Origin of the sequence: Amycolatopsis sp. GM8 (assembly GCF_021653975.1) — a bacterium.
In the GTDB taxonomy this organism is placed as follows: domain Bacteria; phylum Actinomycetota; class Actinomycetes; order Mycobacteriales; family Pseudonocardiaceae; genus Amycolatopsis_E.
This window is the reverse complement of sequence record NZ_JAJKFK010000001.1, coordinates 389,073-411,137: the sequence shown is the minus strand read 5'-3', so window position 1 is coordinate 411,137 and position 22,065 is coordinate 389,073. Positions and strand designations below refer to the sequence as shown.

The 22,065-nt window shown below is 69.7% G+C and carries 18 protein-coding genes; 11 read left to right on the top strand and 7 right to left on the bottom strand.

Annotated elements, in window-relative coordinates; translation table 11 throughout:
• Positions 1–73 precede the first annotated feature (73 nt).
• Positions 74–928 carry a LysR family transcriptional regulator gene (locus tag LOZ83_RS01940; RefSeq protein ID WP_236788185.1) on the top strand — a complete coding sequence of 285 codons (855 nt, stop codon included), beginning with the start codon at positions 74–76 and terminating at the stop codon, positions 926–928.
• A gap of 4 nt (positions 929–932) precedes the next feature.
• Here the strand turns inward: LOZ83_RS01940 and LOZ83_RS01935 are convergent, their stop codons facing one another.
• Positions 933–1,772 (bottom strand): LLM class flavin-dependent oxidoreductase, encoded by an 840-nt coding sequence (locus LOZ83_RS01935; protein ID WP_236788184.1) that lies wholly within the window; start codon positions 1,770–1,772, stop codon positions 933–935.
• Positions 1,773–1,921: 149 nt separating this feature from the next.
• Between LOZ83_RS01935 and LOZ83_RS01930 the strand changes: the two genes are divergently transcribed.
• Complete coding sequence (locus LOZ83_RS01930) at positions 1,922–3,592, top strand: sulfatase-like hydrolase/transferase (protein ID WP_236788183.1); 1,671 nt, start codon at positions 1,922–1,924, stop codon at positions 3,590–3,592.
• A gap of 63 nt (positions 3,593–3,655) precedes the next feature.
• Positions 3,656–6,265, top strand: coding sequence for a hypothetical protein (locus tag LOZ83_RS01925; RefSeq protein ID WP_236788182.1), 2,610 nt, complete (start codon positions 3,656–3,658; stop codon positions 6,263–6,265).
• 10 nt (positions 6,266–6,275) lie between these two features.
• On the opposite strand, the gene LOZ83_RS01920 is transcribed toward LOZ83_RS01925, so the two are convergent.
• The gene (locus tag LOZ83_RS01920; RefSeq protein WP_236788181.1) at positions 6,276–7,022 is read right to left on the bottom strand and encodes a MerR family transcriptional regulator; all 747 of its coding nucleotides are present in this window, start codon (positions 7,020–7,022) and stop codon (positions 6,276–6,278) included.
• A gap of 55 nt (positions 7,023–7,077) precedes the next feature.
• Here LOZ83_RS01920 and LOZ83_RS01915 point away from each other — a divergent pair, with 55 nt between their 5' ends.
• Complete coding sequence (locus tag LOZ83_RS01915) at positions 7,078–7,671, top strand: CoA pyrophosphatase (protein WP_236788180.1); 594 nt, start codon at positions 7,078–7,080, stop codon at positions 7,669–7,671.
• A 40-nt stretch (positions 7,672–7,711) separates the two neighbouring features.
• Positions 7,712–8,092, top strand: a complete 381-nt coding sequence (locus LOZ83_RS01910) for a VOC family protein (protein WP_236788179.1) — start codon at positions 7,712–7,714, stop codon at positions 8,090–8,092.
• On the opposite strand, the gene LOZ83_RS01905 is transcribed toward LOZ83_RS01910, so the two are convergent.
• Positions 8,089–8,460, bottom strand: a complete 372-nt coding sequence (locus LOZ83_RS01905) for a DUF427 domain-containing protein (protein ID WP_236788178.1) — start codon at positions 8,458–8,460, stop codon at positions 8,089–8,091. The two genes, LOZ83_RS01910 and LOZ83_RS01905, sit on opposite strands and share 4 nt — an antisense overlap.
• Before the next feature lie 63 nt (positions 8,461–8,523).
• On the opposite strand from LOZ83_RS01905, the gene LOZ83_RS01900 reads away from it, so the two are divergent.
• Genes LOZ83_RS01900 through LOZ83_RS01885 form a run of 4 tightly spaced genes read left to right on the top strand, consistent with a single transcriptional unit; the run spans position 8,524 to position 14,011 of the window.
• On the top strand, positions 8,524–11,898 hold the full coding sequence (locus tag LOZ83_RS01900) for a TM0106 family RecB-like putative nuclease (protein WP_236788177.1): 3,375 nt from the start codon (positions 8,524–8,526) through the stop codon (positions 11,896–11,898).
• 40 nt (positions 11,899–11,938) lie between these two features.
• Positions 11,939–12,436, top strand: a complete 498-nt coding sequence (locus tag LOZ83_RS01895) for a pyridoxamine 5'-phosphate oxidase family protein (protein ID WP_236788176.1) — start codon at positions 11,939–11,941, stop codon at positions 12,434–12,436.
• 13 nt (positions 12,437–12,449) lie between these two features.
• A complete protein-coding gene (locus tag LOZ83_RS01890) occupies positions 12,450–12,857 on the top strand; it encodes a YciI family protein (RefSeq protein WP_236788175.1) in 408 nt (135 codons plus the stop codon).
• 5 nt (positions 12,858–12,862) lie between these two features.
• The gene (locus LOZ83_RS01885) at positions 12,863–14,011 is read left to right on the top strand and encodes an RNA polymerase sigma factor (protein WP_236789405.1); all 1,149 of its coding nucleotides are present in this window, start codon (positions 12,863–12,865) and stop codon (positions 14,009–14,011) included.
• Here LOZ83_RS01885 and LOZ83_RS01880 read toward each other — a convergent pair.
• Positions 13,998–14,591 (bottom strand): TetR/AcrR family transcriptional regulator, encoded by a 594-nt coding sequence (locus LOZ83_RS01880; RefSeq protein WP_236788173.1) that lies wholly within the window; start codon positions 14,589–14,591, stop codon positions 13,998–14,000. The two genes, LOZ83_RS01885 and LOZ83_RS01880, sit on opposite strands and share 14 nt — an antisense overlap.
• Before the next feature lie 86 nt (positions 14,592–14,677).
• On the opposite strand from LOZ83_RS01880, the gene LOZ83_RS01875 reads away from it, so the two are divergent.
• On the top strand, positions 14,678–16,411 hold the full coding sequence (locus LOZ83_RS01875) for an ABC transporter ATP-binding protein (RefSeq protein WP_236789404.1): 1,734 nt from the start codon (positions 14,678–14,680) through the stop codon (positions 16,409–16,411).
• Positions 16,412–16,529: 118 nt separating this feature from the next.
• Positions 16,530–18,356 carry an ABC transporter ATP-binding protein gene (locus LOZ83_RS01870; RefSeq protein ID WP_236789403.1) on the top strand — a complete coding sequence of 609 codons (1,827 nt, stop codon included), beginning with the start codon at positions 16,530–16,532 and terminating at the stop codon, positions 18,354–18,356.
• 51 nt (positions 18,357–18,407) lie between these two features.
• Here the strand turns inward: LOZ83_RS01870 and LOZ83_RS01865 are convergent, their stop codons facing one another.
• The 3 genes from LOZ83_RS01865 to LOZ83_RS01855 all read right to left on the bottom strand — a co-directional run bounded on the left by LOZ83_RS01865 (position 18,408) and on the right by LOZ83_RS01855 (position 21,984).
• Complete coding sequence (locus LOZ83_RS01865) at positions 18,408–19,505, bottom strand: calcium:proton antiporter (protein ID WP_236788170.1); 1,098 nt, start codon at positions 19,503–19,505, stop codon at positions 18,408–18,410.
• Positions 19,506–19,585: 80 nt separating this feature from the next.
• Entirely contained in the window at positions 19,586–21,547 is a 1,962-nt protein-coding gene (locus tag LOZ83_RS01860; RefSeq protein ID WP_236788169.1) for an isochorismatase family protein, read from the bottom strand.
• Positions 21,544–21,984 carry a MarR family transcriptional regulator gene (locus LOZ83_RS01855; protein ID WP_236788167.1) on the bottom strand — a complete coding sequence of 147 codons (441 nt, stop codon included), beginning with the start codon at positions 21,982–21,984 and terminating at the stop codon, positions 21,544–21,546. Before LOZ83_RS01855 ends, LOZ83_RS01860 begins: the two co-directional genes overlap by 4 nt.
• Positions 21,985–22,065: the final 81 nt, after the last annotated feature.

The window sequence follows — 22,065 nt, the reverse complement described above, 5'->3', positions numbered from 1 at the left end:
GCCGGACACCGAACCAGATCCACTTCGCCCGCGCAGCGATAAGATCGGGTGATCGTCGCAGGTGGAGGTAGGGATGGAGCTGCGGGCGCTGCGGTATTTCGTCACCGTCGCCGAGGAACTGCACTTCGGCCGTGCGGCCGAGCGGCTCGGCATCGTGCAACCCGCGGTCAGCCAGCAGGTGGCGCGGCTGGAGCGGGAGCTCGGGGTGCGGCTGCTGGACCGGTCGCCGCGCACGGTCCGGCTCACCGAGGCCGGACGGCGCGTGCTCGGCGCGGCGCGCGAGGCGCTACTGGCGGCCGACCGCGTGCATGCCGTCGCCGGGAATCCCGTCCGCATAGTCCGGATCGGCACCGCGCCGGGGCCTGCCGACCGGCTCGAACGCGGACTCGAGCTGCTGCGGGAACTTTCGCCCGATTTCACCCCGGTGCTGGTCGAGCTGCCGGTCACCGAGCGGCTGAAAGCCTTGCGGAGCGGGGAAATCGACCTCGCGCTGGCCCGGGGAATGCGCCGGGTGAGCGGGCTCCGGGTACTCCCGGCATGGTCTGAACCACTGCGGGCGGTGGTGTCCGTCCGTCATCCACTGGCCGCGCGAGAGGCGGTCACCTTGCGCGAGCTGGCCGGTTTCGTGCTCCGCCTGCCCGCGCGCGAGGCCGATCCGCCGCTGCACGACGCCGTCACGGCCGCGTTGCGCGATGCCCGCGTCCGGCCATCCCTCGGCCGCCCGGCCGATACGACGCCGAACCTGCTCGTCGAGATCGGGTCCGATCCGGGCAGCTGGGCCGTGCTGCCCGCCGGGCAGATCACGGAATCGAAGCGGGTGCGCTCGATCCCGCTCGACCCGGCGGTCGCCGTCGACGGTGTCATTCTCGCCCGCGACGACGAAACAGTCAGCCAGTGCGCGGCGGTGGTCGTCAAGGCGTTTGCGTAACGGCCTACGACGTGGCGACGTCGAGCACGTGCCGCGGGTCGCCGACCGGGGCGATGACGAGGTCGGTGACACCCGCATCGCGGAACCGCTGGATCTCGCGCCGCACAACGTCTTCCGGCCCGGCGACGAGCGTGTCGGCAGGACCGGACAGGCCGCCGCGGTCGAGTATCGCCCGGTAGGCGGGGACGTCGCCGACCATCTCGAGCTGGCGCGCGAACGTGTCCCGGAGGCCGTCGGGATCGTTGGTGACCGCGACCATCGCCGTCACCACCACGCGGGAGTCCTCGCGCAGGCGCGGGACAAAATACTCGGCCACCAGTTCCGGCCGGACCCAGGTCGCGATGGTGCCGTCGGCGAGATCACGGGCGACCTCCAGCATCCGGGGCCCCAGCGCGGCGATCAGGACCGGCGGCGCGGCTGCCTGCATCGTGACCGCGGTGTCCACGGTGAAGAACTCGCCCGAGTGCTTGACGTGCTCGCCGCGCAGCAGCGGGCGCAACACCTCCAGGTACTCGCGCAGGTGCCGGACCGGTGCGGTGTAAGGGACACCGAACATGTCCGTGGCGACGGCCCGGTGACCGGCCCCGATACCGAGCGTGAGCCGGCCGCCGGTGAGCGCCTGCGTCGTCAGTGCGGCGGCCGCCAGCTCCGCGGGATGCCGCGGACGGGCCGGGATGACCGCCGTGCCCAGCTCTTGCGTCCCGCCCACGGCACTCAGTCCGAGCAGTGCGTCGCCGGCGCCGGGCAGCTGGTTCGCCCACAAGCTGTCCGCGCCCTTGGCCGTGGCCGCGTCCGCCTGGATCTGTTCGGCGGTCGTGATGGGGAGATGGATGCCGATTCGCATACGGCCGACTTTGTCACGAGACGCGACACGGTGTCCGAATCAAGGTGCGCCAGGGAGTACGGACTGCCCAGCCGGTCACAGCGGGAGCTGAACCGCGACACCGCCGGGGTCGTGTAGGAAGTGACCCCATCCCGACGGAAGGACCCCCGGTGTCGCTGCTCACGCGCGTCCCGCCCGCTGAACCGGTCACGGCCGAAGGGCCCTCGAAGGGCCGGCGGATCTTCGGGCGCGTGCTGACCGCACTGGCCCTGCTGCTCGTGCTGGCGGCGCTGGTCCTGCCCGACCAGTTCAGCCGGTTCACCGTGCTGGCGTTCCTGCGGATCCCGGGGGAACTCCTCGTCGGCATCGGGCTGGCGCTGCTCCTGCCGCCGCGGCCCAGGAAGATCGTGGCGGCCGTGCTCGGCGCGGGACTCGGGCTCGTGCTGCTCGTGAAGCTCGCCGACATCGGCTTCTTCATCGCCTTCGACCGGCCGTTCAACCTGGTCTTCGACTGGAGCTTCCTGCCGGCGGCCATCGGCCTGGTCGAGGAGTCGGCCGGCAAGGCGGGCGCCCTGGCCGCGGAGATCGGCGCGTGCCTGCTCATCGTCGCGGTGCTGGTGCTGATGGCGCTCGCCGCGGTCCGGCTGATGCGGGTCGCCGCCGGGCAGCGCAAGACCGTGGGCCGCACCGCCGCCGTACTGGCGGTCGTGTGGATCGTGTGCGCGGTGTTCGGGCTCCAGTTCGAACAGGGCGAACCGATCGCCGCGCGCACCGCGGCCTCGCTCGTCTATCACGACGCGCGCCAGGTGTCGGCCGACCTCAAGGACCGCGAGGCGTTCGCGCAGGAGGTGGCGACGGACGCGTACAAGAACACGCCACCGGACCAGTTGCTGACCGCGTTGCGGGGCAAGAACGTGATGCTGACGTTCATCGAGAGCTACGGGCGGGTCGCCGTGCAGGACTCGGATATCGCGCCCGCGATCGACTCGCTGCTCGACAGCGGCACGAAGTCCTTGCAGGCGGCCGGATTCGACGCGCGCAGCGGGTTCCTCACCTCGTCCACGACCGGCGGTGGCAGCTGGTTCGCGCACTCGACGCTGGAATCGGGCACCTGGGTGAACAACCAGCAGCGCTACAACGACCTGGTCGGCGGTGACCGGCTGACGCTCGCGAAGGCCTTCGGGAACGCGGGCTGGCGGACGGTCGCCGACGAACCCTCGAACTTCGGCGACTGGCCCGAAGGCAAGTTCTACGGCTACGACCAGGTCTACGACGGGCGGAACGTCGGCTACCAGGGCCCGGCCTTCTCCTACGCGTCGATGCCCGACCAGTTCACGATGAAGAAGTTCCAGGACAACGAGCTGGCCAAGCCCGGGCACCCGCCGCTGATGACGGAGATCGTGCTGGTGTCGAGCCACTGGCCGTGGGCGCCGCTGCCGCGGATGGTCGGCTGGGACCAGGTGGGCGACGGATCGGTCTACAAGCCGATGCCGGCGCAGGGCCTGCAGCTGCCGGAAGCGTGGTCGTCCCCGGCGAACACCCGTGCCGCGTATGGGCAATCCATCCAGTACTCGCTGAACACGCTGATCTCGTACCTGCAGACCTACGGCGACGAGAACACGGTGATGGTCTTCCTCGGCGACCACCAGCCGAACACGTCCGTGACCGGCAGCGACGGCGCGAGCCGCGACGTGCCGATCACGATCGTGGCCAAGGACCCCAAGGTGCTGGACCGGGTTTCCAGCTGGGGCTGGACGCCCGGCCTGCGCCCGGACCCGCACGCCCCGGTCTGGCCGATGAGCGCGTTCCGGGACCGGTTCCTGGCGGCGTTCTCGCAGTAGCGTCGTGTAACGGGCGGGGCGCCCATTCCGTTGTCAGGAAGGACGCGGAGGGGGTGCCTCGCGATGGCACGGAAATCGAGATCCGTCATCGAACCGGCGGAGTTGCCGGAGCCGCACAGAATTCGCTGGTGGCTGGCGCTGGCGATCTTCCTGCTGGCCGCGGCGGCGCTTTTCACGGTGCCCTATGTGCTTTCCTGGCCGGGCCGGTCGGGGTCGGGCGCCACGGTTTCCACGACCGTGACCTGGACCCTGGTGCAGGCCGTGTCCATCACGGCGTTGCTCGTGATGTCCTTGTACAGCATCGGCCGTGCCCGGCTGGAGCATGACGCGTTCCACGCGCTGCGGATCTCCGTCGAGGTGTTCGGCGACTCCGGCAGCGGTTCGGATGTGCCCGCGCACGAGTTGACCGCCGCGTTCAAGCGCGAGCTGGGCAACTCGCGGCTGTACCACCCGACCGCGGTGCCCGGATCCGTTTCCTCGTACGACTTCATCACGATCGTCGAAACCGCCGGCGACGGTGCCAGCAACGGGTTGTGGAAAGTACTGGCGCGGCTGGTGCGCCTGGGCAGCCCACCGTGCGCGTACTGGGTGAAAGGCACGGTGCTGCCGCCGGAGAAGGCGTCCAACGGTGGGCCGAAGACCTACCGGCTCCTGATCGAACTGGTGCGCCTGCCCAACTTCGCGGCCAGCCCGGTGATCATCGAGGACACGAGTTGGGACCGGGTGCTCGAACGGGCGGCCAACTCCGTCGCCGCACTTGTCATGCCCCGCAGTGCGTTCTGCCGCAGCGCGCACTGGTCCGCGTGGCGGGGCGCGCGCATCCCGCCGGAGCTGTTCGACGCCTACCAGCGGGCGCACAACTTCCGCACCGAGCGCCGGTACGACGACGCGCTGAACGAGTACCACCGGGCGCTGCACCACGATCCGACGAACGTCTACATCAGACTCGAGATCGGCTATCTGCAGGAACAGCTCGACCTGTTCCTGGACGCGCTGGTGACCTACGACGACATCATCATCATTTGCAGCCGCAGCGATCGCGACTTGGCGAACTGGTGGAACACCGACGATTTCGCGATCGAGAACTCGCCGCGGCTCGGTGATTTCGAGACGGCCAAGCTGCTCGCCCGGTTCCGGCACGCGGCCGTGCTCGGTCAGGGCGACTGGGTGGCGGACCAGTGGTGGCGGCGCGACGAGCAATGCGCCCATCCTTCGCACCGGAACCGGCGTGAAGTACAGCGTGCCCATTTGCGCCGGGTGATCAGCCGCCGGTTCGCACCGCGATACGAGGGCCTGCTCGGCGGCAACCAGGCGAACCTCCTCGGCATTCCACAGCCCGGAGAGGCGAAAGAAACCGTCGAGGCCAACGCGGCCGGATTGCGTTCTTATCTGTGCGGGCTTTCGCAGTACGAACTCGAACGTCTTGTGTACGACTATTATCCGCGTTCCTTCGTCAAGCGGTTCCGCATGCGTCCGCTGGCCGATCTCATCTCGAAGAGTTCGCTGCGCGTCGCACTCGTCTGGATCGCGTTGCGGCGGCGGATGGCGCTCGCGAGCGCGGGCACCCCGAACGTGGCACTGGAGTACCTGTTTCCCAAGACCCGGCCGGCTCCCAAGATCCAGCAGTTCTATGCGGCGACCCAGTGGCCTCCGTCGTCGGATGCGCTGAAGGACGCGGTGGGGGCGACGCTGCGGAAACGCCTGAACGGTTCGACCTGGCACGAGCACTACAACGCCGCCTGCGCGTACGCGGTCGCACTCCTGCCGATCGATCTGTTCCGTAATGGTGCCCAGAAGTCCCCTCTCGCGCAGAAGGAACTGGAGAACATTTCGAAACTCGCCGTGCGCGAGCTGTACCGGGCCGCGGCCGGCAGTCACACCGGTTTCATCGCGACGGTCCGCAACTGGGCACTGTCGGAGGATCCCGATCTGGCGACATTGCGCGGGCAGCCGGCTTTCCGTAACTTCGAGATGGTCACCTACGCGCCGCCGCGCCCCGCGTCGTTACGGCCGACCCGGCTGCATGTGTGGGAACAACTGGTGTACATGGGTCAGCTGATTCGCGTTGCCGCGCAATGCCTTTCCCGGGTCTGGGAAGGCGTGCCGTCGTCCCCGGTCAAGGCGGAGCGGCTTTCGCGCGAGCTGTATGCCATGGAAGACGAGGCGTGGAAGGAGATCCAGAACCTCGCGGTCAACCGGCGGGACTGGCTCACCCGGTGTGAGACCATCACCAAGCTCCGGGATCTCGCGCGGCGGCACGGTTTCCCCGAACCTGTCGTGCGCTATCCGCGCTACAGCGAGGAATTGCTGTACCGGATGTACGAAGGCCTGGCCGGTGGGGCGGAGCTGGGCGGCATCCGGGACAGCGCGGAGGGCATCGACCTGATCAACAAGGTCGCCCAGGCACATATCGACGGCTGCGAAGGCCGGATGGACGGCCTGGTCGACCTTTTCCGGGTGGCCGTTGTCGCCTGCTCGAGCCGTCCTCTGCGGGCGCCCAGGATCGTGCGACCGCCGAAGGAGGCTCAGCAGCTGCGCGAGTGGTTCCAGTCGTCCTCACGGGCCCGGTTGTGGGAAGCGCTGGCGAACTGGTTCGACGACGGCATCCTCGACGAACCAGCCACCGAGCGTGCGGAGACGTTCAAGAAACAGCTGGAACAGATGGGTGTGTGAGTTTGCGGGCTCAGCGTGCCGAGTGCCGGGCTCGTTCGAGGTAGGTGACGAGGGCGGTCATTTTTTCCGTGGGCCAGGGCAGGTTCCGTGCGAGTTCGCCGCCGTGGTCCAGCCACATCCGTCGCGCGGCGGTTTTCGTTTGTTCGCCGGTGTGGAATGGGGTGGCGATCGCGTCCCATCGTGTCACCAGTTCGTGGACCCGAGGATCGTCGACCGGGGTGTCATTGTCCATATGCGACAGAAGTTCCTCGACGAGCTTGGTCCAGCGAGCCTTGGCTTCCTCGACCTGGTCCGGGCCGAGCTCACCGCGCCGCCGCGCCAGTTGTTCGCGTTCGTCCTCGGTGAAGTAGGTCTCGAACATCGACATCAGCTCCAGGGTTTCCAGGAACGGCCCGGGCGCGGTCGACTCGTCGACGCGGCCGAGCAGTTCGGTGATGTGCCGGGTGAGGTGCTGGATCCGGCCGGCCTGGGTTTCGAGCGCGCGCAGCTGGGCTTTCAGCAGCTCGCGCAGGGTGTCCAGGTCGTCCGGTGCGTCGGCGAGCAGGTCCGCGATCTCCTCCAGCGAAAGACCGAGCGTGCGCAGCGCCCGGATCCGGTAGAGCCGCCGGAGGTCCCGCGGGGTGTACCGGCGGTGGCCGGCCGCGGTACGTTCGCCCGCCGTGAGCAGGCCGATGTCGTCGTAATGGTGCAGCGTGCGCACCGTGACGCCGCTGGCCCGGGCCAGCTCGCCGATCGTCCATCGCTGTTGTTCGCTCACACCGGCCACGCTAGGACCTGCCGTCGCGTGAGGTGCAAGGCTTAGAGTGGATCAGGTGACCGCACTCGACGACGCTGAAGCCGCGGTGCGGGAGTTCCCACGCCTGGCCGCCCCACTCGGCGAGCGGCGTGCCGCGGCCGTCGCGATCGCGATGTTCGCCGACGAGCACGGCCCGGCCGTCTGGCTGACCCGCCGCACGTCGCGGCTGCGCGAGCACCCGGGCCAGTTCGCCTTGCCCGGCGGGCGGCTCGACGACGGCGAGGACGCGATCGACGCGGCCCTGCGTGAGCTGCACGAGGAGCTCGGCATCTTCGCCGGGCGGGCGCAGTGCGCGGGCCTGCTGGACGACTACCCGACCCGCTCCGGCTACGTGATCACGCCGGTGGTGGTCCGGATCGAGGCCGTCGAGCCGGTGCCGAACCCGGCCGAAGTGGCTGAGCTGCACCGGATCCCGTTCACCGAACTCGACGTCGAGCCGCGGTTCCTGCGGATCCCCGAATCCGACCGGCCGGTGATCCAGCTCCCGCTCATCGGCCATCTCGTGCACGCGCCGACCGGGGCCGTGCTGTTCCAGTTCCGCGAGGTGGCCTTGCGCGGGCGGCAGACCAGGGTGGCCCACCTGGAGCAGCCGGTCTTCGCCTGGCGCTAGCCGCACGGAATTGTCGTAGGTCGCGGCTAGCCTCGCGAGCATGCTCGATCATCTTGGTGTCCAGGTGGCCGACGTCGACGCGTCGCTCGCCTTCTACCTGCGTGTTTTCGGTCCGCTCGGCATGCGTGAAGCGATGCGCATCCCGTTGGACGAGGGTTTCGTGGCCGGGTTCGGCATCGGCGAGGGACCTCCACAGTTCTGGCTGTCACCGGCGCGCGGATCGGAGACCCGCGAACTGCACGTGGCCTTCCAGGCACCGGACCGCGCCGCGGTCGACGCGGTGCACGAGGCCGCCGTCGCGGCGGGGGTGGAGGTGCTGCACGCGCCGCGTGAGTGGCCCGAGTACCACCCGGGCTACTACGCGGTGTTCCTGCGGGACCTGGACGGCCACAACGTGGAGGCGGTCAACCACGGCTTCTAGCCGGCGACGGTGATGTCCACCTGGTTGGGGTAGAAGGCGACGTGCGAGGCGATCTCACCGACCGCGTCGTACGGGGTCTCATATGTCCACACGGCGTCGGTCAGTTCCTGCTGCCCCACGGCGAGGGTGTAGTAGCTCGCCTCGCCCTTGAACGGGCAGTAGGTCTTGGTCTCGCTCGCCTTCAGCACGCTCGGGTCGACGTCGGCGATCGGGACGTACTGCACGGGCGGGTAGCTCGACTCACGCAGGGTCAGCGCGGCGGTGCTTTCGGCGATGACCTTGCCGGCCGCCCGCACCACGACCCGGCCGGGGGTCGGTTCGACCGTGATCGGATGGGTCGCGTCCGGGATCTTGATCTCGCGCGTCATCGGTTGCCTTTCGTCGGCGTGGCTTTCCCCTTCGATTGTGCCCTCGTGTCAGACTCGCCGGCGATGCATACGCCATCGGACCTCGCCGACCTGCTCGAATGCGAGCACCGCAGTATCCTGAAGCAGGCGTTCGCCGCCGGGCTCGAGGGTGCGCCGCAGCCACGGTCCGGCGGCGACCCGCTCGCCGTTAAGCACGGCCAGGCGCACGAGCAGGCGACGCTGGAGCGGTTCCGCGACGAACGGCCCGGTCTCGTGGAGATCGACTTCCGCAACCACGAAACCGCCGTGGTGGCAACGGAAATGGCGCTGCTCGCCGGCGCTCCCGTGATCTACCAGGCGGTTTTCGACGACGGAGAGTTCACCGGCCGCGCGGACTTCCTGGTGTGCGACGACCAAGGCCGGTACGAGGTCTACGACACGAAGCTCGCCCGGCACGCCCGGCCGTCCGCGGTGCTGCAGGTCGCCGCCTATGCCGACGCGCTGCGCCGCGGCGGCTGGCCCGCCGGGCCGCGGATGCATCTGCTGCTCGGCGACGGCGGCACGGCGAGCCTGCGGGTCGACGACTTTCTCCCGCTGCTGCACCGGTTGCGCGCCAAGCTGACCGCGCGCCAACCACACCTGCCCGACCGGCTGTGGGCGGACGAGCGCCCCGCGTGCGCCGGCTGCGGGTTCGCCGAGCACTGCGCGGCCGGCCGCGAAGCCGACCGCGATCTGTCACTCGTCGCCGGGATGCGGGGTGACCAGCGCCGCAAGCTCGCCGAGGCCGGCGTGGCGACCATCGACAACCTCGCCACCGCCGAACCCGGGGACCGGCCGCGCGACATGTCCGAGCGCACGTTCACGGCGCTGCGCGCGCAGGCCGCGATCCAGGTCCGGGGCGAGGTGACCGGCGAGGTCGGCTACGAGATCGTCGACCCGGGCCCGCTCGCCGCGTTGCCGCCCGCCCGGCCCGGCGACGTTTTCTTCGACATGGAAGGAGATCCGTACGCGCTGGGCGGGCAGGGGCTGGAGTATCTCTTCGGTGCGGTGGACTCTGGCGCCGGATTCACCCCGTTCTGGGCGCATTCCCGCCTCGCGGAGAAACGCGCCTTCGAACAGTTCGTCGACTTCGCGTGGGCCCGCCTGGCGGACGATCCCGAGGCGCACATCTACCACTACGCGCCTTATGAGGTCACCGCGCTCAAGCGCCTGGCCGCGTTGCACGGCACCCGCGAGGAAGAGGTCGACGACCTGCTGCGCCGTGGCGCGCTCGTCGACCTGTATGCGGTGGTGCGCAAGGCTTTGCGGGTTTCGCAGCGGTCGTACTCGATCAAGTACCTGGAACCGCTGTACATGCCGGCCGCCCGCGATGGCGACGTGAAGACCGCCGCGTCGAGTATCGAGGCGTACGAGGAGTATCTGACGCTGGCGAGCCTCGGCGAAACAGTGCGGGCCGGCGAGGTCCTGCGCGGGATCAGTGACTACAACGAATACGACTGCGTCTCCACCTTGCGGCTGTTCGAGTTCCTGCACGAGGTCCGCGAAAAGGCCGATATCGAGCCGAATCCGCCCGCCGAAGAGTCCGAAGTGGACGCTCTGCTGCGGGAAACCACGGATCATCTCGCCGCCGAGCGCCGGGCCGAGCGCGCCGCCCAGCTCGCGAAACTGGTGGCGGCACTGGAAAACTCCGGCGACGAGGCGGCGGACCTGCTCGGCGCGTCCGTCGGCTATCACCGCCGTGAGACCAACCCCGCGTGGTGGGAGTTCTTCCGCCAGCTGGCTGCGCCGCTGGCCGATCTCGAGGTCGACACGACGTGCGCGGTACCGGTGTCGGTCGACGCGGGCGAGTGGGTGCCGCCGTCGGGACGCGCCCGCCTGGCCAAGCGCACGCTCGTCGTCGCGTGTGACCCGGAGCAGCCGCACCCGTTCGCGCCCGGTGACCAGGTCCGGCTCCGGTACGGCGCGGCGGCCCGCGACGCGCGGGTGGTCGCGGCGTCGGCCGAGGAACTGACGCTGGAGGAGAGCTGTGCGGTCGGCGAGACCGCGGCGGACCTGCCCGCCGCGGTGTTGCCCGGCAGCCCCGTCCGGCCGCAGCCGAAGGACGAAGCGGTCGCCGAACTCGCCCAGCTCGTCGTGGACCAGCTGCCGGACCTGCCCCCGCATCCGGGCGTCGACCTGCTGCGCCGCACCCCGCCACGGCTGCGCGGCGGGCGCCCGCTGCCCGAGCCCGGCGAGGATCTCGTGCGCACGGTGATCGACGCCGTCGACGCGCTCGACGGGTCGGCGCTCGCCGTGCAGGGGCCGCCCGGCGCCGGCAAGACGTACCTGGCGGGCAAGCTCATCGCGCATCTGGTGCGCGCGGGCAGGACCGTGGCGGTCACGTCGACCAGTCACAAGGCGGTGGAGAACGTGCTTGCCGCGGCGAAGGCGACCGCGCCCGGCCTGCCGTGCGCCAAACGCCCGCGCAAGACGCCCGATCCCGAGCAGCCGTGGGACCAGCCGAAGAGCAACGACGCGCTGGCCCGGTGGCGCACCGAGCACGACGACGGGCATCTCGTCGGCGGCACCGCGTGGACCTTCGCGAACTCCGCGCTGCGCGCCGAGCCGTTCGACGTGCTGATCGTCGACGAGGCGGGCCAGTTCGCCCTCGCCGACGCGCTCGCGGTGTCGATGGCGGCCAAAAACCTTGTGCTGCTGGGAGATCCGCAACAGTTGCCGCAGGTCGTGCAGGGCACCCATCCGGCCGGTGCGGAGGCGTCCGCGCTCGGGCACCTGCTCGGCGACGCGGACGTGATCCCGCCGGAGCTGGGGTACTTCCTCGACCAGACCCGCCGGATGCATCCCGACGTGTGCGCACCGGTCTCGCGGTTGTCCTACGCCGGGCTGCTGCACGCGCACCCGTCGACGGCGGAGCGCGGGATCGAGGGCGTGCGGCCCGGGTTGCACCTGCTGGAGGTCGAGCACCGGGGCAACACGACGCGCTCGCCCGAGGAAGCCGCGGCGGTGGTCGAGCTGGTGTCCACTGTGCACGGTCGACAGTGGACGGATACGCACGGCAAGCGGCCCTTGTCGGACAAGGACATCCTCGTCGTCGCCCCGTACAACCTGCAGGCGCGGGTCGTCAGCCGAGCACTGGAACGAGCCGGGTTCCCGGGCGTCCGCGTGGGCACGGTGGACCGGTTCCAGGGGCAGGAGGCGCCGGTCGTGATCGCGACCATGACCTCGTCCTCGGCGCTCGACCTGCCGCGCGGGCTCGACTTCCTGCTTTCGCGCAACCGGCTCAACGTGGCCCTGTCTCGCGCGCAGGCACTGGCTGTGCTGGTGTGCTCACCGCGCCTGGTCGAAGCCGACGTCCGTAGTGTCGAGCAGATGCGGCTGGTCTCGGGCATGATCGGCCTGATGAACTCCGCCCTGCCATGGGATGTCGAGAACCCGGGCGTGGCTCCGTCCCCGCGGTGAACACGGCCGCGACGGGCCGTACCTCACCACAGGAGCACCCATGCACCCGAACGAGATCACCGAGGTCCTGAACCGGCCGTTCAGCCGCGAGCTGCTGGCCCGCGACCTGACCCGGCTGGCCTATGTCGCCCAGGACGGCACACCCCGCAGCGTCCCGATCGCGTTCACCTGGAACGGCTCGGAGATCGTCATGTGCACCTCGACGAACGCGCCGAAGCTGGCGTCCCTGCGCGCCAACCCGATGGTCGCGCTGACCATCGACACCGAGGTGCACCCGCCGAAGATCCTGCTCATCCGCGGCCGGGCCGAGCTGGACGTCGTCGACGGCATCCCTGAGGAGTACCTCCAGATGAACGGTAGTTACGAGATGACGCCGGAACAGCGGGTCGAGTGGGAAGCCGAGGTCCACTCGCTCTACGACAGTATGGTCCGGATCGTGGTGACCCCGACCTGGGCGAAGCTGATCGACTTCGAGACGACACTGCCGACCGCGGTCGAAGAGCTGATCCGCCGCCGGGCCGAGCGTCAGCACGCGTGAAAAGGAGTATCTGATGGCCAAATACGTGCTGCTCAAGCATTACCGGGGCGCGCCGGCGTCGGTCCACGACGCGCCGATGGACCAGTGGACACCGGAGGAGATTTCCGCCCACATCCAGTACATGCGCGACTTCGCCGCCCGGCTCGAGACCACCGGCGAGTTCGTCGCCGAACAGGCCCTCTCCCCGGAGGGCATCTTCGTCCGCTACGACGGCGAGGGAAAGCCGCCGGTCACCGACGGCCCGTTCGCGGAGACCAAGGACCTGATCGCCGGCTGGATGATGATCGACGTCGAGAGCCACGAGCGGGCGGTCGAGCTGGCCGGCGAGCTGTCCGCGGCGCCGGGCGCGGGCGGGAAGCCGATCCACGAGTGGCTGGAACTGCGCCCCTGCTACGGCGTGGTTCCCACCATCACGGAGTGACTCACGTGGACGAGGCCCTGCTGCGGACCCTCACGCCTACCGTGATCGGGATCCTCGGTCGCCGCGGAGCGGATTTCGCGGCGGCCGAGGATGCCGTGCAGGACGCCCTGATCGAGGCCGTGCGCGTGTGGCCGGCCGACCCGCCGCGCGACCCGAAGGGTTGGCTGGTCACGGTGGCCTGGCGCAAGTTCCTCGACGCCGCCCGCGCCGACACTTCCCGGCGGCAACGCGAGATCCGCATCGAGGACGAGCCCGCGCCCGGCGAGCCCGGGGCGGTCGACGACACGCTGCAGCTGTACTTCCTGTGCGCGCACCCGTCCCTGACCCCGGCCTCGGCCGTCGCGCTCACACTGCGCGCGGTCGGCGGCCTGACCACGCGTCAGATCGCGCAGGCCTACCTGGTGCCGGAGGCGACGATGGCCCAGCGCATCAGCCGGGCCAAGCGGACCGTCTCCGGCGTCCGGTTCACCCAGCCCGGCGACCTCGGCACGGTGCTGCGCGTGCTCTACCTGGTCTTCAACGAGGGCTACTCCGGTGACGTCGACCTCGCCGCCGAGGCGATCCGGCTCACCCGCCAGCTCGCGGTCAAGACCTACCACGAGGAGGTCGCGGGCCTGCTCGCGCTGATGCTGCTGCACCACGCGCGGCGTCCAGCCCGAACCGGTCCCGACGGCAGGCTGGTGCCCCTCGCCGAGCAGGACCGCGGACGGTGGAACACCCGCCTGATCACCGAGGGGGTCGACGTGCTCCAGGCCGCGCTAGCCCGCGACCGCCTGGGCGAGTTCCAGGCCCAGGCAGCCATCGCCGCGCTGCACGCCGACGCGCGGACGGCCGAGGAGACCGACTGGCCGCAGATCGTCGAGTGGTACGACGAACTGGTGCGGCTCACCGACAGTCCGGTGGCCCGGCTCAACCGGGCGGTCGCGGTCGGCGAGGCCGATGGCCCGCAGGCCGGCCTGGCCGCGCTGGCGGAGCTCGATCCCGCACTGCCGCGGCACTCCGCCGCCGCGGCGTACCTGCACGAGCGTGCCGGCGACCCGGTCACTGCGGCCCGGCTCTACACCGAAGCCGCCCGGTCAGCGCCCAACCTCCCCGAACGAGACCACCTCATGCGACAGGCCGCGCGGCTCAACTCGCGCTTCACCGGGCACTGAGCCCGTGCAGCAGTGGGAGATAGACGTCGTCGACCAGCTCCTCGACCTCCTCCTTCTGGGGCGGACCGCCGGTGACCATCGCCCCGCCGCGGATGAGGTCGAGCGGCAGCCGGGTGACCCGGTCCGGCAGCTCGACCGGCGGCAGCTCACCCCGTTCGACCGCCCTGTCGACGATCCTGTTCAGGGCGATCTTCAGCGGCGAGGACCGCAGCCGCTCCTGCAACAGGGCCAGCACCTCGGGATCCCGGAACGCCTCGCCCATCACGCCGGCGATCATCTCGCCCATGATGTCGCCGGCGCGGCTCGCGATCCTGCTGAACAGCTCCACCAGATCAGCCCGTAGCGAACCGGTGTTCACCGGCTCCGGCCGCATCGGCGCCTGTCGGGCCCAGGCGGCGAGCACCAGCTCGGCCCGGTTGCTCCAGCGGCGATAGATAACCGGCTTGCTCGTTCCGGCGCGGCTTGCGACCCTTTCGATGGTCAACCCGCTGTAGCCGGTTTCCTTCAGCTCTTTCCAGGTGGCGTCGAGGATCGCCGCTTCGAGCTGCTCGCCGCGGCGGCGCGACCTGGTCTCGGACACCTGACTCCTTAGATACGTTGCGTTTCTTATCTGATCCGGGGTACTGTGTCCATGTTAGATACGGTTGGTTTCTCTTGGGGGACCCCTTGCTCATCCGCCTGTTACGCACCCACCTGCGCCCGTATCGGCAGGAGCTGACGGTCGTCCTCGTGCTGCAGCTCATCGGCACGGTCGCGTCGCTCTACCTGCCGAGCCTCAACGCCGACATCATCGACAACGGCATCATCCGCGGCGACACCGGCTACATCCTGTCCACCGGCGGCTGGATGCTCACGGTGACGCTGCTGCAGATCATCTGCTCGGTCGGCGCCGTCTTCTTCAGCGCCCGCGCCGCGATGGGCTTCGGCCGCGACGTGCGGGCCGCGATCTTCCACCGGGTCGGGGAGTTCTCCGCCCGCGAGGTCTCGAGCTTCGGTGCGCCGTCGCTGATCACCCGCACCACCAACGACGTGCAGCAGGTGCAGCTGCTCGTGGTGCTGGTCTGCACCATGCTCGTCACCGCGCCGATCATGTGCTTCGCCGGGATCGTGCTCGCGCTCAACGAAGACGTCGGGCTGTCCTGGCTGCTGCTGGTGTGCGTGCCGGCGCTGCTGATCGCGATCGGCGCGATCGTGGTCCGGATGGTGCCGCAGTTCCGCCTCATGCAGGAACGCATCGACGTCGTCAACCGGGTGCTGCGCGAGCAGCTGACCGGTATCCGCGTGGTGCGCGCGTTCGTCCGCGAGAAGTCGGAGGCCCGGCGGTTCGCCGACGCCAACGCGACGCTGACCGACACGGCGCTGCGCGTCGGCCGGCTGCAGGCGCTGATCTTCCCGACGGTCATGCTGATCCTGAACGCCTCCAGCGTCGCGGTGCTGTGGTTCGGCGCGCACCGCGTCGACACCGGCGAGATGCAGATCGGCGCGCTGACCGCGTTCCTCAACTACCTGCTGCAGATCCTGATGTCGGTGATGATGGCGACGTTCATCTCGATCATGATCCCGCGCGCGGCGGTCTGCGCCGAGCGGATCAACGAGGTGCTCGACGCCGAGTCCTCGGTGCGGCCGCCGGTCGCCCCCGTGCGGGAGCTCCGGTCCCAGGCCGAACTGGAGTTCCGCGGGGTCGAGTTCCGGTATCCGGGGGCGGCGGAAGCCGTGCTGCGCAACATCTCCTTCCGTGCCGGGGCCGGGACCACGACGGCGATCATCGGCAGCACCGGCGCCGGCAAGACCACGCTGCTCTCGCTGATCCCGCGGCTGATCGACGTCACGTCCGGCACGGTGCTGGTCGACGGGGTCGACGTGCGGGAGCTGGAGCCCGAAGTGCTGTGGCGGCGGATCGGGCTGGTCCCGCAGCGGGCGTACCTGTTCACCGGCACCGTGGCGAGCAACCTGCGGTACGGCAATCCCGACGCGACCGACGAGGAACTGTGGCAGGCGCTGGAAATCGCGCAGGCCGCCGACTTCGTCCGGGAGATGCCCGGCGGGCTGGAGGCGCCGGTCGCGCAGGGCGGCACCAACGTGTCCGGCGGTCAGCGGCAGCGGCTGTCGATCGCGCGGGCGCTCGTGCGGCGGCCCGAGATCTTCCTGTTCGACGACTCGTTCTCCGCGCTCGACCTGGCCACCGACGCCGCGCTGCGGACGGCGCTGCGCCCGCACACCCGCAACGCGGCGGTGCTCGTGGTGGCGCAACGGGTGACCACGATCCTCGACGCCGACCAGATCATCGTGCTCGACGACGGCGCGATCGTCGGCGTCGGCACTCACCACCAGCTCCTGGAGACCTGCCCGACCTACGTGGAGATCGTGCAGTCCCAGCTCACCCCGGCGGAGGCGGCATGAGCAACAATCGCGAAGCCCAGTTCATGCGAGCCGACCGGGTGCGGGCGTCCCGCAGGACACTGGAGGCGGCGTGACCACCACCGAAAACAGACCAGCACCGCGGCCCGCGGGCGGCCCGATGGGCCGCGGCATGCCCGGGATGGGGATGCCGGTCAGCAAGGCCAAGAGCTTCGGCCCGTCGGCGAAGCGGCTTCTCGGCCTGCTGCGGCCCGAACGCTTCGCGTTCACCGTCGTCGTCGTGCTCGGTGTCGCGGCGGTCGGGTTCACCGTCGCCGGGCCGAAACTGCTCGGCGAGGCCACCGACGTGATCTTCCAGGGCGTGCTGCAGAAGCTGCGGCACGTGCCCGGCGGCGGCATCGACTTCGGCGCGCTGGGCGAGACGCTGTCATGGGTGCTCGGGCTCTACCTCGCGTCCTCGGTGTTCTCCTGGGGACAGGGGCGGCTGCTCAACCGCGTCGTGCAGCGGGTCGTTTTCGCTCTGCGCGAAGAGGTCGAGGCGAAACTGCACCGGCTTCCGTTGCGCTACTTCGACGGCCAGCCCCGCGGTGAGCTGCTTTCCCGCGTCACCAACGACATCGACAACATCGCCACGACGATGCAGCAGACGCTGAGCCAGCTGATGACGTCGGTGCTGACCGTGCTCGGCGTGATCGTCCTGATGTTCACGATCTCGCCGCTGCTGGCGGTGATCGCGCTCGCGGTCATCCCGATCTCGGTGGTCATCACCACCCAGATCGGCAAGCGCTCGCAGAAGCTGTTCATCGCGCAGTGGAAGAACACGGGCAAGCTCAACGCGCACATCGAGGAGTCGTTCACCGGGCACCAGCTGGTGAAGGTGTTCGGGCGGCAGCGCGAGTCGGAAGAGGAGTTCCGCCAGCGCAACGACGATCTGTTCGAGGCGGCGCGTGGCGCGCAGTTCGTGTCCGGGCTGATCATGCCGGCGATGATGTTCCTGTCGAACCTGAGCTACGTCGTGGTCGCGGTGGTCGGCGGGCTGCGGATCACCTCGGGTGCCATGACGCTCGGCGAGGTGCAGGCGTTCATCCAGTACTCGCGCCAGTTCACGCAGCCGCTGACCCAGATCGCGTCGATGGCGAACCTGATGCAGTCCGGGGTGGCGTCCGCGGAGCGGGTGTTCGAGCTGCTGGACGCCGAGGAGCAGGAGCCCGACGCGACTGGAAGCACCGCCGCTTCGCTGCCCGCGGACCGGCGCGGCCGGGTCGAGTTCACCGACGTCAGCTTCGCGTACCGGCCGGAGCAGCCGCTGATCGAGCATCTGTCGCTGGTCGCGGAGCCGGGACAGACGGTCGCGATCGTCGGGCCGACCGGCGCCGGGAAGACCACGCTGGTCAACCTGATCATGCGGTTCTACGAGCTGGACGCGGGCCGGATCACGCTCGACGGGGTGGACATCACGCAGCTGCGGCGGGAGGATCTGCGGTCGCAGATCGGCATGGTGCTGCAGGACACCTGGCTGTTCGGCGGGACGATCCGGGCCAACATCGCCTACGGCAGGCCGGATGCGACGGAGGAGCAGATCATCGCGGCGGCGAAGGCCACCTTCGTCGACCGGTTCGTGCGGACCCTGCCGGACGGGTACGACACGGTGATCGACGAGGAGGGCACGAACGTCAGCGCGGGGGAGAAGCAGCTGCTGACGATCGCGCGGGCCTTCCTCGCTTCGCCGTCGCTGCTGATCCTCGACGAGGCGACGAGCTCGGTCGACACCCGGACGGAAGCGTTGGTGCAGAAGGCAATGGCGGCGTTGCGGTCATCGCGGACGAGCTTCGTGATCGCGCACCGGTTGTCGACGATCCGGGACGCGGACCTGATCCTGGTGATGGAGTCGGGCCAGATCGTGGAGCAGGGCACGCACGAGGAACTGCTGGAGGCGCACGGCGCGTACTACCGGCTGTACTCGGCGCAGTTCGCCGCGACGGCCTGATGTGGGGGTGGCACGGGGCGGGGCCTTTCGGGCTCCGCCCCGTGTCTCGTATCAGGGGTTCACGGCGAGGAACACGAACGCGGCCAGCAACACGAGATGCACGCCGGCCTGCAGGCGGGTCGCGCGGCCGGGGACCACCGTCAGCACGCTCGCCAGCACCGTCACCAGCAGCAGGATCATCTGCACCGGCCCGAGGCCGAGCGTCAGCGGTCCGGTGAGCCACACCGAAGCCAGCGCGATCGACGGGATGGTGAGACCGATGCTCGCGATGGCCGAGCCGTAGGCCAGGTTCAGGCTCGTCTGGATGCGGTCACGCCACGCGGCCCGCGCGGCGGCGATCGTCTCCGGCAGCAGCACGAGCAACGCGATGACGACGCCGACGAACGACGACGGGAAGCCCACCGCCCGGATGCCGGCCTCGATCGCGGGCGACTCGACCTTCGCCAGGCCGACGACCGCGATCAGGGCCATCAGCAGCAGCCCCAGCGAGAGCAGGACGGCCTTGCCGGTGGGCACCTCCGCGTGCTCCTCGGTCTCGATCACACCTTCCTCGGTGACCGGCAGGAAGAAGTACCGGTGCCGCACCGTCTGGGTGAACACGAAGATGCCATAAAGGACGAGCGACGCGAGCGCGGCGAACACGAGCTGCGGGCCGGAGAACTGCGGACCGGGATGGCTGGTCGTGAAAGTAGGCAGCACCAGGGAAAGCGTCGCGAGGGTCATCACGGTGGCGAGCGCGGCACCGCTGCCCTCGGCGTTGAACAGCGTGGTGTCCCGCTTGAACGCGCCCAGGAGCAGCGCGATCCCGACGATGCCGTTGGTCGTGATCATCACCGCGGCGAACACCGTGTCCCGCGCCAGCGAAGACGCCCCGGGCCCGCCGGACGCCATCAGCGTGACGATCAGCGCCACCTCGATCACGGTCACCGCGACCGCGAGCACCAGCGACCCGAACGGCTCACCCACCCGGAGCGCGACGACCTCGGCGTGATGGACGGCGGCCAGTACGGTTGCCGCGAGCACGATCGCGACCAGCACCACGGGAACCAGCGAGAGGGCGCGCCCCCACGTCGCCACGAGTACCAGCACCCCGACCACGGGCACGACGGTCGTCCAGGACAGCACCGTGGATCGAGCGGGAGCGGCCATATCCCGTACCGTCGCACATCCCTACTCGCCCCGCGACTTCCCGCTCGCGAGTCCGACGCTCACGACGCCGAGTCCGACACTCAGGACGTCGAGTCCGACACTCCGGAGCGCGTTTTCTCCAGGAGCTCGATGATCTCGGCGGTCGTGCCGGTCTCGCCCAGCAGTGGGAAGATGCGCTGGATGCTGTTCTGGTGCGCGTCGGCGTCGATGTCGGTCATCGCGTCGGTCGCGAGCGTCACGTGGTAGCCGTGCTCGTGCGCGGCGCGGGCCGTGGACTCGACACCGATACTCGTCGCCACCCCGGCCAGCACGATCTGCGTCACCCCGCGACGGCGCAGGTGCAGGTCGAGATCGGTGCCGTGGAACGCGCCCCAGTTCCGTTTGGTCACCACGATGTCGCCCGCCTGCGGCGCCAACTCGTCGACGATGACGTCCCAGCCCTCGGGCGGCGCATCCCGCCTGCCGGCCTCGGTGCGGCCGGGCGTCGCGTCCGCGCCGTCCGGCTCGCCGGTCACCCGCACCAGCACGACCGGCCCGCCGTGCTTGCGGAACGCGTCGGCCAGCTCGACGGCCCGCGAGACCACGTCTTGGCCCGGATGCGGGGTGCCGCGCGAGCCCGACACCGTGCCGTGCTGGAGATCGACCAGCACGAGTGCGGTGTTGTCGTCCAAAGTGGTCAGTGCCATCGGTTTCTCTTCCCCGTCGGTGGAAGCGCCGATCCGGCGCAGTGAACGGTCCACAATGGTCAGTGCCAGCATGAGCAGCGACGCGCCGAGCATGAACCAGGCGAGCGAGTGCAGGCCGGGGGTGTCGGCCCGCTCGCTCAGGAACGCGCCGTTGGCCGAGGACGAGATGATCGCGCCGAGGTAGAAGAACGTCCGCAACAGCCCCGCCGACGAGGCGATCCGCGCCGGATCCGCCTGGTGGTACAAGGCGTTCTGGTTCGCGAGGTTGTTGAGCCCCTGCGGGATCCCGACGAGCACGCCGATCACGATCAGCAGCCAGATGGCGCTGCCGGAATGCAGGATCAGCAGGCCGCCACACGCGAGCGCCTGGCAAGCGCCGCCGACGAGAAGCTTCCCGCGTACCTCCGGATTGCGGCCCGTCGCCGACGACACGAGGATCGCGGTCAGCGACAGCGGCAGCAGGACGAGCCCGGCCAGCGACGCCGACAACCCGTGCGACTCCTCGAGCCATTGCGTGTAGCCGTACAAGAAGGCGTACGAGACGATGGCGGTCAGCAGCATCCGGACGTAGGTGGCCAGCAGCGCCGGATTCCCGCCCAGCAGCCGCAAATCGAGGAACGGCTCCGCCGCACGCCGTTCCCACACCGCGAAGCCCGCGGCCACCACGACGGTCACGACGACCAGCCACCATTCGCCGACGGGGTCCATCAGGAACAGCAGCAGCGACGTGAGCATCCCGGCGAACAGCACGATCCCGGGAAGGTCGATGTGGCCGTCGCCGCGCCGTCCGGTCTTGGGCAGTCGCAGCAGGCCGAGCACGATACCGGCCACCGCCAGCGGGATGTTGACCGAGAAGATGGTGCGCCAGCCGCCCAGCCCGATCAGCAGCCCGCCGACCGTGGGCCCGATGACCACGATCGTCTGGCTGGCCACGGCGAGCGTGGTCAGCACCCCGGCCGGGCTCTTCTGCCCGGTGCGGTCCGCTTCGGTGCGGATGAGGTACATCGCGGCCGGATAGCCGGCGCACGTCCCGAATCCGAGGATCACGCGCGCGATCACGAGCACCGGGAGCGACGGGGCGAGCACGCCGACCACGCCAGCGATCCCGGTCAGCGCGGTGCCGGCGAGGAACAGCTGGCGCGGGCCGAAGATGTCGATCAGCCGTCCCACCACGGGCTGCCCGATCGCGGTGGCCAGGTACAGCCCGGACACGAGCCACGCCGTCTGCGCGGGCGGGGCGCCGAACGCCGCGCCGATCGGGATCAGCGCGACCGCGATCATCGAGGAGTTGACCGGGTTCAGGATCGACCCCAGGATCATCGGGGCGATCAGCTTGCGGTTGAACCGTTCGGTCATAGCGTGGTCAGCCGGTCGAGCAGCGCGCACGCCTGCAGGATGGTCTGGCGTTCCTTCTCGCTGAAGTGATCTTGCAGTGCGTGGCCGAGGAATTCGTCGCGCAGGGAACGGTTTTCCGTCATCCAGCGCTGTCCGCTCCGGCTCAGCGAAACGAGCTGCTTGCGCCCGTCCGCCGGGTCAGGCCGCCGCTCGATCCACCCCTGTTCATCCAGTCCGGCCAGCACGGTGGCCATCGACTGCGGGCGGACCCGTTCCGCCGCCGCGAGATCGCTCGCGGACGCCGGGCCGCCCCGGTCCAGCCTGGTGACCACCGACACCTGGGACGGGGTCATCTCGTGCTTGCCGGCGACCTCTTTGAGGCGCCGCCGCAAGCGACTCACGACCACCTGCACCTCACGCGCCGCGCGCAGGGCCGAATCAGATACGCCTTCTGTCACAAGATCCAGAGTAGAACCTTCAGCTAAAACTGTCCAGTTTTAGCTGAAGGAATTTGGCGCGCGACGGGAGACTCGTTGTCC

What these genes read in the sequence shown, in the direction of transcription:
- LOZ83_RS01940 (WP_236788185.1), top strand. Translation starts at nt 74, where the DNA reads ATGGAGCTGCGGGCGCTGCGGTATTTCGTCACCGTCGCCGAGGAACTG.
- LOZ83_RS01935 (WP_236788184.1), bottom strand. Translation starts at nt 1,772, where the DNA reads ATGCGAATCGGCATCCATCTCCCCATCACGACCGCCGAACAGATCCAG.
- LOZ83_RS01925 (WP_236788182.1), top strand. Translation starts at nt 3,656, where the DNA reads ATGGCACGGAAATCGAGATCCGTCATCGAACCGGCGGAGTTGCCGGAG.
- LOZ83_RS01910 (WP_236788179.1), top strand. Translation starts at nt 7,712, where the DNA reads ATGCTCGATCATCTTGGTGTCCAGGTGGCCGACGTCGACGCGTCGCTC.
- LOZ83_RS01905 (WP_236788178.1), bottom strand. Translation starts at nt 8,460, where the DNA reads ATGACGCGCGAGATCAAGATCCCGGACGCGACCCATCCGATCACGGTC.
- LOZ83_RS01900 (WP_236788177.1), top strand. Translation starts at nt 8,524, where the DNA reads ATGCATACGCCATCGGACCTCGCCGACCTGCTCGAATGCGAGCACCGC.
- LOZ83_RS01895 (WP_236788176.1), top strand. Translation starts at nt 11,939, where the DNA reads ATGCACCCGAACGAGATCACCGAGGTCCTGAACCGGCCGTTCAGCCGC.
- LOZ83_RS01890 (WP_236788175.1), top strand. Translation starts at nt 12,450, where the DNA reads ATGGCCAAATACGTGCTGCTCAAGCATTACCGGGGCGCGCCGGCGTCG.
- LOZ83_RS01870 (WP_236789403.1), top strand. Translation starts at nt 16,530, where the DNA reads ATGGGCCGCGGCATGCCCGGGATGGGGATGCCGGTCAGCAAGGCCAAG.
- LOZ83_RS01865 (WP_236788170.1), bottom strand. Translation starts at nt 19,505, where the DNA reads ATGGCCGCTCCCGCTCGATCCACGGTGCTGTCCTGGACGACCGTCGTG.
- LOZ83_RS01860 (WP_236788169.1), bottom strand. Translation starts at nt 21,547, where the DNA reads ATGACCGAACGGTTCAACCGCAAGCTGATCGCCCCGATGATCCTGGGG.